This window comes from Sporomusa sp. 246TCP1 (genome assembly GCF_057319775.1).
This window is the reverse complement of sequence record NZ_CM170492.1, coordinates 1,851,279-1,866,697: the sequence shown is the minus strand read 5'-3', so window position 1 is coordinate 1,866,697 and position 15,419 is coordinate 1,851,279. Positions and strand designations below refer to the sequence as shown.

Sequence of the window (15,419 nt, the reverse complement as noted above, 5' to 3'; positions counted from 1 at the left end):
TCCGGCTCCTCAGTTATTTGGCCAAATTATTGGTACTTCTTTATTGGCAGTGACTATGTGTTAACCAGTACGTTGTTGGGTGATCCTTTTGCGCATTTGTCACGGTATTCGGCAAATCCAATTCAATGAAGTAAAGGCCGCACACGGCGCATTTACCTTGTTGTTTCTTCAACGCCTCGGCAACCTTTTTATCGAGTCCCGGATATCTGCCCATTCGCGTTGCCCAGTATAGCCAGTCCCCATCAAACGGGCTGCGCATCCCCTTTACCTTTATATGACGATGAATTGGAGTCTCTTTATGACCAAACAAGGGCGGGGAGTCTTTGTCTTTGAATACTAGTGTCCCCTTGTTTCTAATCCAATATCGTTCATATATCCAGTGTCTTGATTTCTTAGGATGCCGTCGCTTCGCCCAGGCCCACAACATCTGAATTTCCAATGAAGCGTCTACCCGTTTATCCTTTTTTGGGTAGGGAGTGCTGCTTCAATGTCTGTTTCTAGCCCATGCAAGGCCACGTTCGCCAATAACGGACTACAGATGCCCCCTTATGCAAAGCTTCGCAACATTTTCTCATTTTACCGGAATTTCACATCAAAAATTTAGCTTCCAAGATATTGTCACTGAATCTCAAACGACTGTCGCAAGATTGGACAAACATACACGGTCACCCAGTGATAGTGGCGGAAACATTTATTAACCATCAACGATTTACTGGTACTTGTTATCAAGCATCTAACTGGGTGAAGCTTGGGATAACGCGAGGATTTGGCCGAAATGGCGGAAAGTATTTTCTGCATGGTCATTCAAAAACAGTATATGTATATCCATTGCATTCGCAAGCTGCGTCCTTGCTCTCTTCCTCTTTCTTGCCTCCAGTACTGACTGGAGAACAGAAAACAATAATCGACTTGAACCTAGTATCAATTGAGGGTAAACAAGGATTATTTGACGTTTTAATGAAATTAATTGACCCACGAAAGGCACGAGGAATTCGCCATTCTCTCATTTCAGTACTGGCAATCGGAGTATGTGCGAAACTGGCCGGTAACTGTAGCTTCATTGCGATGGGAGAATGGGCCGCCAAATTACCGCAGTCATTATTGAAACGGTTTGGATGTCGGTTTGATGAAGATAAGAAGATTTACATCGCACCGAGCGAACCTACAATTCGCAGGACCTTACAGGCGGTTGATGCAGATGAGTTAAACCATCTAACCGGGGAATGGTTGGCAAAACAATGCAATAAAAGAATTTCTCTCCATGGAAAAACGTTTCATATTTCTAGTAATAGCGTCAAAAAGCCTGGTTCATATTAATCATACTTAGACATCAATAGAAAAGCGTGTTTGTATTGGGGAATTAACAATAATCAATCTGAATTTATTTCTTCGTCGTGTAAAGGACTGACCCCCTAAGACTCTATATTAAGAGGAGGGAATATCATGTCCGCTTCTACTTTAGCTTCTCTGGTTGGTTCAGAAAATGTGTCACAACTAGTAGCGGTTTTTGCATCAATGCTGAATTCTTTTCTTACTGAGTATTATACGAGGAGGTGCAGTATGAAATCACTATGGGGATACCTAGCGGACGCATCTTGCCGTTTCCTTTTGGGATATAGACTCGCTTGACAGGTTGTGGTTTAAACGCTTGCCGTTTCATTCTTCCCAGAAGATCGCTGATGTTTTCTTCTAACTGCTTACCATATTCTTCTTTGCTCATTCCATCTACGCCTAGTGCTTTATCTGCTCCTAGCGCCTAGTGAGCGGCTTTCAGGCTTTCTTCGTCAATAGCACAGGGTTTGCAATTTGACTTTTGGTCGCTGTTTGGCTAATTCGGCTATCCTTGTTAGTTTAGTTCCCAATGGTTTCTCTGCCTCCAGTGCAGCATTGTTTCCCTTTCAAGATCACTGCTTCGTAGCGCCCTTCCCTCCGCAGGCATTACCCTGCATCCTCAGTAGTATAGCACATTCCGACTCCCTGCCGTCTATTTGGCCTCCTCGTCTTCGACTTGTCCGCCATACTCTCGTTAGAGGGCGGCAGGGTCTCCCAAGTTCACACAGAGTAATGATGTGTAGCATGCCAAGACCTTTGACCCCGGGGAGCTGAATTTAGCTTGCCTTTTATCGCTAAACTCAGTGTTGTCTTCTGCTGTTTCTAAGGCATCGACCTACCCATTTGGGGATTTCGGGGCTCTACATCTTCAGCTTTCGCTTTCGGCCTACTACCTTTCTTGCCTACGCTTAGACCTGGCGTTACCGCTTCAGTCGCAAGGCTAGATACTGAGTGGCTGGCTAAGCCTTCTCAGGCGGTATTCCCACCCGCTATACTCTGTGCGCTTCTTGGCGCACAGAAACGCCCAACTATCGCTCTTATATCAATGTTGCCTCGGTATCATCAATAATAGGCCTAGTTGGGGATCTGATACCGCAATTATTGCACTAAAAGTATAGCCTAAAAGGAATCGTGTCCCCATAAGGTGGTGCCCGCTGCAACCCTCGTAACTCCCGTAACCTCCCCGGCCTTTGCTGGAAAAAGCGTTCCGCAGGAGAAAAGCCGGGCGGTATTCCGTTAAAAAATCCGTACTGTTTGAGCGTAGCGAGTTTACGGATTTTAGGAATATCGCCCGGCTTTTCAGCTTTTGGAGGCTTTGGGCCTAGACCTTTTGTTACTTTTGGGGCAATGCCAAAAGTAAAACCCCTCTCCTTGTGTAATGACATCGGGGACGTTCCTTTAGACAACTATATTGTGACAAAAAAGGAACGTCCCCAACTATCGTCCCTTCTGGTTTTTGTTTGCTTATTATCCGATTTCTTGCAAAATAGCAGTAAGTTCCTGAGCGGAAAATTGATACTTTTCGCTGCAAAAATGACAACAGACTTCTGCCTGGCTTCAATAATCGCCTGAATCTAGTTCTGAACTGCCTGTAAAGGATTGCTTGAGGCCAACAAAGGCGGGTGAGCTTTCGTTCACCTTTACCTTTTATTTTTCACGTTTTCGCTTTTATTTTGATAAAAAAAGTCAGGTACTCCGAGGCCAGTTATGCTAAAGTATTCTTGACAAGGAGGGATTAGATGAATTATTATGAACGGATTCAAAGATCTATTAATTTTATCGAAGATAATTTGAAATCCGGTCTTCCACTTGAACTTGTGGCTTCCAAAGCCTATATGTCAATTGCCAATTATTATAGGTTATTTTATGCCTTTACTGGGCACAGCATTAAAGATTATATTCGTCGACGACGTCTTAGTAATGCTTCCCTAGAGATTCTTGCAACTTCAAAAAGAATTGTTGATATCTCGCTGGAATACCAGTTTGATTCTCCAGAAAGCTTTTCAAGAGCATTCAAACGCGAATTTTGCATAAGTCCGGCTGATTTCCGGAAGGCAAGGAACCATATTAGAGTTTTGGAAAGGATTAATCTTATGGATAATATTTTTTTGTTGTCACCGGAAGAAATGGAACAATATCCTGATATTAAAATCATCAAAGAGCTTCCACCTATGGAAGTGGCATATTTCGTAGGATGTGGCTACAATGCGGAAGATGATTCACAAAAGGCTCTTTTTAAATGGCTGAAAGATAATCAATTTAACCAAAAAGGGTTTAGGATTTTTGGCTTTGATAATGGCAAATTTGGCGAGGAACATAAATATGAGACATGGTTTGCCTTCGATAGAAATGAAAATATAAGTCAGTATCAAAATTCCGTGGTAAAAGTGAAAACCTTTTCCGGCGGCCACTATGCTGTTATGAGTACCCGCCTGGAGCAGATTGAGAGTGCTTGGGAACGTTTTCAGAGGTGGCTCAAGAACAGTCGTTATGACTATGGTTCCCATCAATGTCTGGAAGAGTGTTTACCGGACAACGATGAAGGTATTAACGGCAAAACCAAAATAGACTTATATATGCCCATATATAAGAAGTCAGTACTGAGCAAAAAAGCAGAAGTCCAGTCTGCAGCAAGTACCAGTCCAAAAATTATTCAAATGGATTCGCTTACTATTATCGGACTAAAATCTGATACCAATTCACAAGACAACGTTATAAACTTTACTGTTGCTAAACTTTGGGACCGATTTAACAAAAAAGAATACCGAAAAATCCGCGATATCCAAGATTGTTCCGGTGGATATGGAGTATTTCTTCCTTTCCCTAAATGCGAGGGCGATTACAGCTATATTGCAGGATTTAGCACAAAAGAAAACGCTCCTCTTCCAGAAGGCATGGTATTCCAAGTGCTTCCTGCATCAAAATATGCTGTTTTTACTTACGTAAGCCCGATGCGCAATAAATTCAATATGACGAAAATCCCATCTTTATATTGGTATATTTTCAACAAATGGCTGCCAGTATCAGAATTTAGTTACAATGATACCGGATTCGTATTTGAATATTTTCAGCGCCACAGAATGATGATTGAATATCCGGAATATGATATTTACATACCTATAGTGAAAATATAAAAACATTCGAGTTTCAAGTGGAGAATCTACTCCACCTGAATTAACGCCGTCTATAGAGACAGTTCAAACTCAAGTAAGGATAAAAAACGTTCCCATTCCGTAAAGGATTAGCGGGTGACATAGATGTGCCCCTTCCCTGCACTGCAGCTACATCCTGTTCGACATCAAGACAAACTATCTCATGGATATCACAGGCTTGTTTATGGGTTGTTTATAAGTGAATAAAGTACGTTAAAGTAGTAATGTAAGATTCTCTTTTTTGTCGATTGGATTGATATTGGAATGTATTTACAATGGATAATTTTTTTAGTATAATGTATATCAAGTTGATATATATTTAATTGATATTATAACGAAAGGTAATTTTAATATGATCGAGTACATTATTTTAGGTTTTTTAATGGAAACGGATATGAGTGGTTATGATTTTAAACAAAAAATTACCATGAGTACATCAAATTTTTACGATGCTAGTTTTGGTAGTATTTATCCTGCACTAAAACGTCTACAAGCAGCGGGATTGATCACTTCAACGGAAACTATCGTAGACGGAAAGTTTAAGAAACTTTATCGAATCCTTGATGTAGGAAAACAAAAATTTATAAGATGGTTGGAAGAGCCACTAATTATACACCCCTCTCGCCATGAGTATTTAATTAAAATATATTTTTTTAAGTACCTAACCATGGATAAAGTTCTATTTTTAGTTACTCAGTTTATTGAGCTGTTAGCTGAACGTAAATCCATTTTAGTAAAACTTGAAGCACGGGCAATATTGAAGGCAGATTACTTCAAGCTGTCAACTTTGCAATATGGACTGGATTCTTATCAGTTTATGATTAATTGGTTTCAGCAATATTTAAAAACGATAGAAAATAACTGCGCCATGCAAAATGAGGGGATGATAAAACAATGAAAATTGTAGCTATCAATGGGAGTCCCAAAGGTAAAAATAGCAATACTAATGTAATGGTTACCGCCTTTTTAAAAGGAGCAAAAGAAGCAGGTAGTGAAATCGTCAACGTCTTTTTGGCAGAAAAGGATATTAAATATTGTAAAGGTTGTTTATCTTGCAAATCTAATAGCATTGGCCAAAATGTTTTTGGCCAATGCATGATTAAAGATGATATGGCCGAAATACTTTCCTTTTCTGAAGGAACGGATATTCTTGTCTTGGCAACACCACTATATTGCAATAACATTTCTGGAATATTAAAAAGCTTTATGGACAGAAGAATAATGAATGGAAGTATTCGGCACATTCAGAAAGATGCGCCGGGAGAATATCGACATGAAAAAAAAGATTTGCCATCACCGAAACTAGTGATGATAGCCAATTGTGCTCTCCCAGGAAGATCACAATTCCAAGTGATTTCACACTGGATTCAAAGAATGGCATTTACTATGCATACAGAAATAATTGGGGAGATTTATACTACCCAAGGCCCACTCCTAACGGTTCAAGACAAACAGTTTCAGCCTATTATTGCTAACTACCTGCAAATTTTAGAAAGAGCAGGTATGGAAATTGTTACAGACATGAGGTTAGCGATAGAAACTGAAAAATTGCTAGATCGGAGCCTTATTCCCGATGAAATATATATTCAAGAATATAATCGGCGTATTGATACAATGTTGGAAAAGCAGCTTCATAGTGAACTTTAATAAAAGTACTAAACCATTTTTTATACATTCCTTTTATAGCTTGCGAATCTGACACAATGACATTGTGTCAGATTCATAAAATGCCTGCAACCCCATATACTTCAAGGGGTTGTGGACTTTTACCAGCAATGCGTGACATCAGGACGTTGTGACAAAAAGGAACATCAGAACATTCTTTGAAAATTATAAACAGAACATCCTGCAATTCTTGAAATAGTTTCATAAGATATTTTTCGCGGAATATTTTCCTCTATGTAGTTTATTGCCTCATTCAACTGCTTAACCCAGTCCATCTTTTCACCCCCAGTTCAATCATATATTATTCAAATAATAATCACTCGACAATTTGTGTCATTTTTATCGGATGATCATTAATATTAATTTTGTTTCATCTTATAAAACGAACACATAATATAAATCTTTTTTACACACTTTCATAGAATATTATGAAGTCTATCCTTTTTGTATCTGCGCCGCGTTTCACCATTTCAGCAGGCAACGACTTCAAAAAGCAGCAAGGGGACAGGGATTGTCCTGGTCACTAATTTTGTCATTTCCGGACACTTCCACCGTCCCTTTGTCTATTTCGTGCTGTTTGAGCATAGCGAGTTTACGGATTTTAGGAATATCGCCCGGCTTTTCAGCTTTTGGAGGCGTGGGGCCTAGACCTTTTGTTACTTTTGGGGCAATGCCAAAAGTAAAACCCCTCCCCTTGTGTAATGACACCTGGAAACGTTCCTTTTAGAAAACTATTTTGTGACAAATAAGGAACGTCCCCAACTATCCCCAAAAAGGAACATCCCCAACTATCGTCCTTGCTTTCATTACATCTTACTTATACGTCCCAACTATCTTCAACCTCTAAGATAGTAACGCCACCCCTTGCCTTAAAGAAATTTGCCCCCATAAGGTGATACCCCGGCACCCCTCGCAACTCCCGTAACCCCCGGCCTTTGCTGGAAAAAGCGTTCCGCAGGAGAAAAGCCGGGCGATATTCCGTTAAAAAATCCGTACTGTTTGAGCGTAGCGAGTTTACGGATTTTAGGAATATCGCCTGGCTTTTCAGCTTTTGGAGGCTTGGGGCCTAGACCTTTTGTTACTTTTGGGGCAATGCCAAAAGTAACACCCCTCCCCTTGTGTAATGACACCTGGAAACGTTCCTTTTAGACAACTATTTTGTGACAAATAAGGAACGTCCCCAACTATCCCATGAAAATATGAATATTCCGTGCGTGGCGTACCGCTAATCCGCACAATGATACCGGCACTCCATGGCAATGATACCACCACGTCGATTCCCTAATCTACCGCAATCGTACCATCAGTCCATGACAATGATACCGGTTTCCTTTATCTTACTAGTAAGAACCATTTGGTTCAAATCTAAGATAAAGGAGACCATCACTATGGCAAACAAAATCAAAGTCAAACTGATTTTGGAACTGCGGGATGCACACATGTCTCAGAACAGCATTGCTGCCACTCGAAACATGTCAAAATCCTCCGTCAGCGAAGTATGCCACATCGCTGATGAGAAACAGATCCGCTATGACGATGTTAAAGAATTGGCTGAAGATGAAGTCTATCAGATGTTCTTCCCCAACAAATACTCGGATCTAAGCCAGCTCTATGAATTACCGTCGTATGATCAGGTTCATGACGAACTCAAAAAGGTAGGTGTTACCTTAAAACTTCTCTGGAAAGAATACAAAGCCGAGTGCGAAGCAAACGGAAGAATACCAGTCGGATACTCCAAGTATTGCGAAGATTACGGCCAATACGTTGCAGAGAAGGCGCTTACCAATCATCTTATCCATAAGCCGGGAATCCGGTGCGAAGTGGACTGGAGCGGACCTACCATGAAATTTATGGATCCGGACACTGGTGAGCTCATAAAGGTTTACCTGTTTGTAGCGACTCTTCCTTACAGCCAGTATTCTTATGTTGAGCCCTGCCTTGATATGAAACTGAATACCTGGCTCAGATGCCATATCAACATGTATAAATTCTTTGGCGGTGTGCCTGTGAGAACTGTATGCGATAACCTCAAGACGGGCGTTATCAAACACCCAAAAGAAGGAGACATCCTCCTTAACAGCGCATATGAGGAACTTGGCAATCACTACTGCACCGCTATCATGCCTACCGGCGTCCGCAAACCCAAGCAGAAAGCCTCTGTAGAAGGGACGGTCGGTAAAATTGCCACTGCGGTCATCGCAAAGCTTAGGAATGAAGAATTCCATTCCTTCGGTGAACTCAGGATTGCAGTGAGCAAAGCATTGGCTGAATTGAATGAAGCGCCGTTTCAGAAGCGGGAAGGCAGCCGCTACCTCGTGTATGTGGAGGAAAAACCCTATCTGCATGAACTGCCGGCAGTTCCTTATGAGATCTGCGAGTGGAAGCATGGGGTAAAGGTTTATCCTGACTGCCATATCGTGTTCTGGAAAAATCATTATTCCTGCCCGTTTCATTATCGCGGCAAGGAAGTAAGTGTACGGATCACGGATACGCTTCTCGAAATCTATTACAATCACGAGCGCATTGCCACCCATCCAAAGTTCCCCGATTACCGGAGCAACGGATGGAGCACGCACAAGGAGGATATGCCGGATGCATACAATCAGCCTGAAATGGATGAAAACCGCATCAAACGCTGGGCTGCGTCCATAGGAGAAAGTACGGCGGAAGTCATTGACCGTATTTTCCGTAGCGTAACTATAAAAGAGCAGGGCTATAATTCGGCCCTGTCGGTGTTACATCTGGCAAAGACGTATTCCGAAGAGCGTCTGGAAACCGCATGTGAAATCGTCCTGTCCAGTATACGGGTGCCCCGTTACCATCATCTTAAAGCCGTTCTTTCCGGCAATCAAGATAAAATCTATCTTGCCCAGAAAGAAGAAAGCGAAATCCGTCAAAAGAATAGTGAGGTGCGCGGATATGTCCGCGGTGCCGCTTATTATGGAGGATACGATGATGATAAATGAGGAAACCCGCCGCAAACTGGAAGAACTCAATCTGAGCGAAATGATGCGTGGACTGGAGCTCCAATCCGGTCAACAGAGCTGCCAGACCCTCACTTTTGAGGAACGCATGCAGCTCCTGGTTGATTATATATACCAGGAAAAATATACAAACAAAGTGAAACGTCTGACGAAACTTGCAAAGTTCCGCTTCCCACAGGCCAATGTCGATGATATCTACTACACAGACCGTCATCTTGACCGGGACAAGGTACTTGGCGTTGCTAGCTGTCAGTTCCTGAATTCCAATACGAATATCATTATTGACGGTTTCACGGGATCAGGCAAGAGCTATTTAGCCTGCGCATTTGGCAAAGCTGCCTGCAGGTTGGGATACAGAACTAGATACATCCGGATGCCGGATCTGTTACAGCTGCATGATGAAGCCGCTACCACTGTCACTGGCGTATCAAAACTCCTCAAGAAGTTTGAGAGTTACACACTCCTGATTCTGGATGAATGGCTTATCGATGATCTGTCACGCCAGCAGGAACATTTCCTGTTCGAACTGATTGAGCGTCGTTATACTGACAGAAGCACCGTATTCTGTACGCAGTATCGAATTGAGGATTGGCACACACGCCTTGGTGGTGGAATCCATGCGGATGCGATCATTGACCGCATTGTGAATAATTCCATTCGGATTTATTCCGGCGATCTGAATATGCGCAAGGTAAAGGTTAACGAGTAACAAAAAAGCTGTGTTGGGTACCGCTCTTCGGAGCGGTACTGACCAGCGGACTACCAGTACGCTTAGCATGGACAGACAGTATCTATAATTGCGATTCGCGGTACGAATCGTGCGGAATAATCAAATATACGCTATGAGATTGATGTATAAGGGGAACATAATCTGGAATCCAAATTTTAATAAATTAATAAAGCGAATTAGTGGGTGAATAATATGGAGAATTTATTACTGGTTGATGGACATAATTTGTTATTTCAGATGTTTTATGGTATGCCATCAAGAATTATTGGTAAAAACGGTCAAGCGATTCAAGCAGTAGTTGGTTTTATCGGCGCGTTATTAAAGGTTATTAAAAATGTTAATGCGGCATATGTAATTGTTTTATTTGACGGTGAAAAAGGCAGTTATCGTGTTGATCAGAATGCGGCATATAAAGGCAACAGAAAAGACTATACCGATGCGATAGATGATGATAATCCTTTTCTTCAATTAAACAAAATAAAAAAAGCACTTGATTTTATTAAAATCAAGCAATTTGAAATCACTGAAAGAATAGAAACAGATGATGTAATTGCCAGTTATGTATTAAAATTAAAGAATGATTTTGATATTTATATCCTATCAAATGATACTGATTTTATGCAGCTGGTTGAAAAAAACGTTAAGGTCTTTGTTTATAGAGGGAAAAAGTCCATTATATATGATGATACCGCCGTACTCGATAAGTATGGGGTCTTTCCACAATATTTTGCTGATTTTAAATCATTAGTAGGTGATTCATCCGACAACATTCGGGGAATAAAAGGCATAGGCCCTAAAACCGCAAAAAATTTGATTAATAGATTTGGTCATATTGAAGACATTGTTAGCAGTGTAGATTCAATTGAAAGTAGCTTTATTAAATCGCTAATAATAAATAATACTGATATCTTATTCTCAAATATAAAATTGATAAAGCTATCTAATTTAACCGCAATGCCTTACGAAATAGATGTGTTGCGTTTTAATGATTATGATAGCAAAACTATGGATATATTAAAAAAAGTCAACTTAATATGAGTTAAGTAAGCAGTGATTTGTTGCCTCGTTGGGATAATACCACCCCCCAGTAGTTTTGGTACTGAAAATGCTTATACTGTACTCTTACAGTTTTCTTGCTTTGACTACAAAAGTTACCGGAAGCATCTTTGCTTTTTTGGCAAAATCGTTGTTATCGCCCCGCAATTGCATAATTTCATCATCAGATTGCTCAATCATTTGCTCAATGACAAATCCCGCTTTTGCCAATGCATTCACATAGGTTGATAGTTTACGGTCTGATAATGTTAGCGCACCTTCATCAAGAGATACCGAATACCAAGATTCATCGAAATAACATTTTTTAAAAGCAAGTATATTATTTTCTGCAACAACACATTTGTGTATAGGATGAGACCAACTGAAAATAAATGCGCCGTCTTTTTTAAGGTAAGAAGCGATCCGGCAAAAAGTACCCTCAAGGTCGGTGGTCCAGCCTATGGCATAAATCGAATAAACAAAGTCAAAATAATCCAATGGTATGCCACATTCTTCTTCCATGGGAGAACAGATCAATTTTGCTGAAAGACCGCAGGCCTTCAAATGTTGCTTTGTCTTTTCGATTTGTTTTTCAGATATATCCATACCCCATAGTTCAGATGCTTTGCGTTCCCCCTGATATTGCAAGGAATGACCCGCTCCACAGCCTATCTCTAGCATCTTTTTTCCTGATACATCGCCAAAAAGTTGGCATTTTTCTTCTGAGACAAATGCTCCATAAAAAGGAAGCGAGGTTGCTCCTAAAACGTCATTTCCTTTAGTATCCCAAAAGAAGCTGTTTGTTTTATAAACAAAATTCTTGTCCATGTCGACCGAGATGGCGCAGCCAACCTCGCCAGCACCTATAATGTTTGTTCTATAATCAGAATTCTTGTCTATGCCGACACCCTCCATTAATATAAATAATCTTTAGTTCACAATTTACTACTATTTCGTAATAACGTATTTCCAAATTATACCACTATGTGTAAGGATTCGTTATAGCTTAGAAAATTGACATTTCACTCGGTTTTTGTCTTAGCGTAGGTTTTGTCGGAAATGTTGGCGCTACCCCTTAAAGAAATTGTATCCCCATAAGGTGCTACCCCGGCACCCCTCGGAACTCCCGTAACCCCTCGGCCTTTGCCGGAAAAAGCGTTCCGCAGGAGAAAAACCGGGCGGTATTCCGTTAAAAAATCCGTGCTGTTTGAGCGTAGCGAGTTTACGGATTTTAGGAATATCGCCCGGCTTTTCAGCTTTTGGAGGCGTGGGGCCTAGACCTTTTGTTACTTTTGGGGCAATGCCAAAAGTAACACCCCTCACGTTACACCGCTGGTTTTGTTTGCGTATTATTCGATTTCTTGCAAAATAGCAGTAAGTTCCTGGGCGGAAAAATGGTACTTTTCGCTGCAAAAGTGACAACAGACTTCTGCCTGGCCTTCAATAATCATTTCTTTAATTTCGTCAGCGCCAAGACTAATGAGCATATTTTCCACTCTTTCCCGGGAACATTGACAGTTAAACTTAAGTTCCAGGGAATCATAAAAGGTGATTGGCAGTCCGGCAAATAGCATTTCTAAGATCCCTTTAGCATCTTTGCCACTACTAATCATTTGGGAAACTGGCGGCAACTGCCGAAGATTATCTTCAAGCTGAGCCAGTGCAGTTTCTTCTGCACCTGGCAATGCTTGAATAAAAAATCCGCCTGCCGCCGCTACAGTTGTGTCAGGGGCAATTAAAACACCTAACGCAACGCTTGACGGCGTCTGTTCTGATACGGCAAGATACTGGGTTATATCTTCCGCTATTTCGCCTGAAACTAGTTCTGCACTGCCTGTAAAGGGTTGCTTGAGGCCAACAAACCGGGTGACATAGATGTGCCCCTTCCCTACAGCCTGTCCGACATCCCATTTACCCTGCTTAAGTGGTAGATCGACAAAGGGATTTTTGACATAACCACGTACTGAGCCATCAGGATAGGCATCAGCCACGATCTCTTTTAACGGCCCGTCGCCAGATATCCTTACAGTCATACTTTCGGCTGTTTTTAGGTTAGCAGCCAATAATAATGCCCCTGTCATGGTGCGCCCCAGCGCAGCTGTAGCTGTAGGATAACAATTATGCCGCTCCCGTGCTTCTTCCACTAAATTAGTGGTAATAGCCGCAAAGGCACGAATTCCGGGCGCTGTCGCCCGGATAAGGTGATCGTGCATAGTTTCTTAAACCTCCGGATACTAGGCCAATACCTCGGAAATAAGAGGTTGACCTGTTGCTATCTCTAGTATTTCAACTTTATTATCATTTATCCAGGCAATGGTACCGCGACCATCCGGTCGTTTGGTCATGCCAGGCGAGCCTGGATTCAAATAAATAATTCCATCAAGCTTTTCCATTGTGGCAATATGGGTATGACCAGTAATGAAGATATTGGCCTTCAGACGCTCTGCCAACTCCCGTTTAGCTTCATCAGTAAGATTGTGGCCATGAGTGACAACAATTCGCAAGCCGTTTAGCAGTAGATAAGAATACGGTGATTGAATAGGCAGTTTAAGCACCATACTGTCAACTTCGGCATCACAGTTACCACAGGCAGTTACAATCGGCACCGGGCAGTTGTTAAGAACCTCAGCCAGCTGCTTCGGGTTATATTCAGCCGGAATGGCGTTACGCGGGCCATGATACAGAACATCCCCGGCATGGATGATTAGATCAGAATCCTGAAAATATGCATGAAATACTTGTTCCCAGGTTTCCAGACAACCGTGAGTATCGCTGATTATGCCTATTTTCATAGTAACCCTCCCTGGAACTATAATCCTTTGAGCAAATTGGCCATTTCAATAGCTGAAACAGCGGCGTCAAAGCCTTTATTGCCTGCTTTGGTGCCAGCGCGTTCAATGGCTTGTTCAATGGTATCGGTGGTAAGAATGCCGAAGATTGTGGGAACACCGGTCTCCAAACCAACGTGGGCCACACCTTTGGAAACTTCGGCACAAACATAGTCGTAATGACTGGTGCTGCCTCTGATAACTGTCCCTAAGCAAATGACGGCATCATATTTTTTACTTACAGCCATTTTTTTGGCGGCAAGGGGAATTTCAAAAGCACCTGGTACCCAGGCAATCTCCACATTGTCCACGCTGGCGCCGTGGCGCTTTAGTGCGTCTAAGGTGCCACCCAGCAACTTACTGGTAATAAACTCATTAAATCTGGCAATAACAATACCAAATTTTAATCCCTCGGCAACTAAGTTTCCTTCGTAGGTTTTTATTGTTTCCATTATTATTTTGCCCCCTCATATTGTTTTAATAGGTGTCCAAGTTTGGATTTTTTGGCAGATAAATATCTGTTATTAAATTTATTGGCAAGGATTTCCAGTGGCACTCGTTCGCTGATGGTTAAGCCATAGCCCTCAAGACCTACCCGTTTACGAGGATTATTCGTTAACAGTCTAATACTGGATAAACCCAGGTCTGCCAAAATTTGTGCTCCAATACCGTAATCTCTAAGATCTGGGGCAAAGCCTAACAATTCATTGGCTTCGACAGTATCTTTGCCTTTGTCCTGGAGTGCATAAGCCCGAATTTTGTTCGCAAGTCCAATACCCCGGCCTTCCTGACGCATATAGAGCAGGACGCCGCAGCCTTCTTTTTCAATGCACTTTAAGGCATGAGCCAACTGATCACCACAATCACAGCGTAGTGAGCCTAAAACATCGCCTGTCAGGCATTCTGAATGAACCCTGACTAACACATTTTGTTTGTTAGTTACATCACCTTTAATCAGTGCAATATGGCACTGGTTATCCAGCTGGCTTTCGTAAGCAATCAGGTTGAAGTCACCATATTTTGTTGGCAGCTTGGTTTCGGCCGCTCTGGTGATAAATTTTTCGTGCTTTTTACGGTATTTTATCAAGTCGGCTATCGTAATAATTTTTAAATCATGTTTTTGAACAAACTCCATTAACTCCGGTGTCCGGGCCATAGTGCCATTTTCATTCATGATTTCGCAAATTACACCTGCCGGGTATAAACCAGCCAGTTTAGCTAAATCGACAGCAGCTTCGGTATGGCCGCTGCGGCGCAGTACACCCCCTTCGCAATACCTGAGCGGGAAAATATGACCAGGTCGTCTAAGATCACTGGCAATTGTTTTTTTGTCTAACACAGCCTGTACTGTCATCGAACGTTCGTAAGCAGATATGCCGGTAGTTGTATCTTTGGCATCAATGGATACCGTGAATGCCGTGCAATGATTATCTGTATTTTCCATTACCATCTGACCGATATCAAGTTCATCCAGCCTGCTGCCGATGACTGGCATGCAAATAAGACCTCTGGCATGAGTTGCCATAAAATTAATGACCTCCGGTGTTGCTTTTTCAGCTGCTACTAGTAAATCGCCTTCATTTTCCCGGTCTTCGTCATCAATTACGACAACCATTTTACCATTCTTTACATCAGCAATAGCTTCCTCAATCGTATTGAATTTCATGTAAATTCCTCCATTTCGTATTGGCAA

14 protein-coding genes are annotated in these 15,419 nt (G+C 41.8%); 7 read left to right on the top strand and 7 right to left on the bottom strand.

The annotated features are described in order from the left end of the window. Positions 1 to 40: 40 nt before the first annotated feature. Positions 41 to 439, bottom strand: coding sequence for a hypothetical protein (locus AC1ECB_RS09275; protein WP_485668430.1), 399 nt, complete (start codon positions 437 to 439; stop codon positions 41 to 43). Between the two features lie 134 nt (positions 440 to 573). Between AC1ECB_RS09275 and AC1ECB_RS09270 the strand changes: the two genes are divergently transcribed. Then, the gene (locus AC1ECB_RS09270) at positions 574 to 1,317 is read left to right on the top strand and encodes a transposase family protein (protein WP_485669306.1); all 744 of its coding nucleotides are present in this window, start codon (positions 574 to 576) and stop codon (positions 1,315 to 1,317) included. 214 nt (positions 1,318 to 1,531) lie between these two features. Here AC1ECB_RS09270 and AC1ECB_RS09265 read toward each other — a convergent pair whose 3' ends face one another. Then, entirely contained in the window at positions 1,532 to 1,720 is a 189-nt protein-coding gene (locus AC1ECB_RS09265; protein WP_485668429.1) for a hypothetical protein, read from the bottom strand. 1,351 nt (positions 1,721 to 3,071) lie between these two features. Between AC1ECB_RS09265 and AC1ECB_RS09260 the strand changes: the two genes are divergently transcribed. The 6 genes from AC1ECB_RS09260 (at position 3,072) to AC1ECB_RS09235 (ending at position 10,901) form a co-directional block, all read left to right on the top strand. Next, on the top strand, positions 3,072 to 4,466 hold the full coding sequence (locus tag AC1ECB_RS09260; RefSeq protein WP_485668428.1) for an effector binding domain-containing protein: 1,395 nt from the start codon (positions 3,072 to 3,074) through the stop codon (positions 4,464 to 4,466). Between the two features lie 370 nt (positions 4,467 to 4,836). Beyond that, positions 4,837 to 5,382 (top strand): PadR family transcriptional regulator, encoded by a 546-nt coding sequence (locus tag AC1ECB_RS09255; RefSeq protein WP_485668427.1) that lies wholly within the window; start codon positions 4,837 to 4,839, stop codon positions 5,380 to 5,382. Further along, the gene (locus AC1ECB_RS09250) at positions 5,379 to 6,131 is read left to right on the top strand and encodes a flavodoxin family protein (protein ID WP_485668426.1); all 753 of its coding nucleotides are present in this window, start codon (positions 5,379 to 5,381) and stop codon (positions 6,129 to 6,131) included. Before AC1ECB_RS09255 ends, AC1ECB_RS09250 begins: the two co-directional genes overlap by 4 nt. Before the next feature lie 1,406 nt (positions 6,132 to 7,537). Further along, positions 7,538 to 9,115, top strand: a complete 1,578-nt coding sequence (gene istA, locus AC1ECB_RS09245; RefSeq protein WP_485666228.1) for an IS21 family transposase — start codon at positions 7,538 to 7,540, stop codon at positions 9,113 to 9,115. Next, positions 9,102 to 9,842: an ATP-binding protein gene (locus AC1ECB_RS09240; protein WP_485666229.1), complete on the top strand. Its 741-nt coding sequence runs from the start codon at positions 9,102 to 9,104 to the stop codon at positions 9,840 to 9,842. The genes istA and AC1ECB_RS09240 overlap by 14 nt, the downstream gene beginning before the upstream one ends. A 213-nt stretch (positions 9,843 to 10,055) precedes the next feature. Then, positions 10,056 to 10,901 carry a 5'-3' exonuclease gene (locus tag AC1ECB_RS09235; protein WP_485668425.1) on the top strand — a complete coding sequence of 282 codons (846 nt, stop codon included), beginning with the start codon at positions 10,056 to 10,058 and terminating at the stop codon, positions 10,899 to 10,901. An 84-nt stretch (positions 10,902 to 10,985) separates the two neighbouring features. On the opposite strand, the gene AC1ECB_RS09230 is transcribed toward AC1ECB_RS09235, so the two are convergent. The 5 genes from AC1ECB_RS09230 to AC1ECB_RS09210 form a co-directional block, all read right to left on the bottom strand. Beyond that, complete coding sequence (locus AC1ECB_RS09230) at positions 10,986 to 11,813, bottom strand: class I SAM-dependent methyltransferase (protein WP_485668424.1); 828 nt, start codon at positions 11,811 to 11,813, stop codon at positions 10,986 to 10,988. Positions 11,814 to 12,247: 434 nt separating this feature from the next. Then, positions 12,248 to 13,111 (bottom strand): Hsp33 family molecular chaperone HslO, encoded by an 864-nt coding sequence (gene hslO, locus AC1ECB_RS09225; protein WP_485668423.1) that lies wholly within the window; start codon positions 13,109 to 13,111, stop codon positions 12,248 to 12,250. 21 nt (positions 13,112 to 13,132) lie between these two features. Next, entirely contained in the window at positions 13,133 to 13,690 is a 558-nt protein-coding gene (yfcE, locus tag AC1ECB_RS09220; RefSeq protein WP_485668422.1) for a phosphodiesterase, read from the bottom strand. 17 nt (positions 13,691 to 13,707) lie between these two features. Then, on the bottom strand, positions 13,708 to 14,178 hold the full coding sequence (gene ribH / locus AC1ECB_RS09215) for a 6,7-dimethyl-8-ribityllumazine synthase (protein ID WP_485668421.1): 471 nt from the start codon (positions 14,176 to 14,178) through the stop codon (positions 13,708 to 13,710). A 2-nt stretch (positions 14,179 to 14,180) separates the two neighbouring features. Then, positions 14,181 to 15,392 (bottom strand): bifunctional 3,4-dihydroxy-2-butanone-4-phosphate synthase/GTP cyclohydrolase II, encoded by a 1,212-nt coding sequence (locus tag AC1ECB_RS09210; protein WP_485668420.1) that lies wholly within the window; start codon positions 15,390 to 15,392, stop codon positions 14,181 to 14,183. Positions 15,393 to 15,419 lie beyond the last annotated feature (27 nt).

Excerpts from the sequence above, each read along its gene's own strand:
- hslO (WP_485668423.1), bottom strand. The coding sequence starts at position 13,111 with ATGCACGATCACCTTATCCGGGCGACAGCGCCCGGAATTCGTGCCTTT.
- AC1ECB_RS09260 (WP_485668428.1), top strand. The coding sequence starts at position 3,072 with ATGAATTATTATGAACGGATTCAAAGATCTATTAATTTTATCGAAGAT.
- yfcE (WP_485668422.1), bottom strand. The coding sequence starts at position 13,690 with ATGAAAATAGGCATAATCAGCGATACTCACGGTTGTCTGGAAACCTGG.
- AC1ECB_RS09210 (WP_485668420.1), bottom strand. The coding sequence starts at position 15,392 with ATGAAATTCAATACGATTGAGGAAGCTATTGCTGATGTAAAGAATGGT.
- AC1ECB_RS09240 (WP_485666229.1), top strand. The coding sequence starts at position 9,102 with ATGATGATAAATGAGGAAACCCGCCGCAAACTGGAAGAACTCAATCTG.
- AC1ECB_RS09235 (WP_485668425.1), top strand. The coding sequence starts at position 10,056 with ATGGAGAATTTATTACTGGTTGATGGACATAATTTGTTATTTCAGATG.
- AC1ECB_RS09250 (WP_485668426.1), top strand. The coding sequence starts at position 5,379 with ATGAAAATTGTAGCTATCAATGGGAGTCCCAAAGGTAAAAATAGCAAT.
- istA (WP_485666228.1), top strand. The coding sequence starts at position 7,538 with ATGGCAAACAAAATCAAAGTCAAACTGATTTTGGAACTGCGGGATGCA.
- AC1ECB_RS09230 (WP_485668424.1), bottom strand. The coding sequence starts at position 11,813 with ATGGAGGGTGTCGGCATAGACAAGAATTCTGATTATAGAACAAACATT.
- ribH (WP_485668421.1), bottom strand. The coding sequence starts at position 14,178 with ATGGAAACAATAAAAACCTACGAAGGAAACTTAGTTGCCGAGGGATTA.
- AC1ECB_RS09255 (WP_485668427.1), top strand. The coding sequence starts at position 4,837 with ATGATCGAGTACATTATTTTAGGTTTTTTAATGGAAACGGATATGAGT.
- AC1ECB_RS09265 (WP_485668429.1), bottom strand. The coding sequence starts at position 1,720 with ATGAGCAAAGAAGAATATGGTAAGCAGTTAGAAGAAAACATCAGCGAT.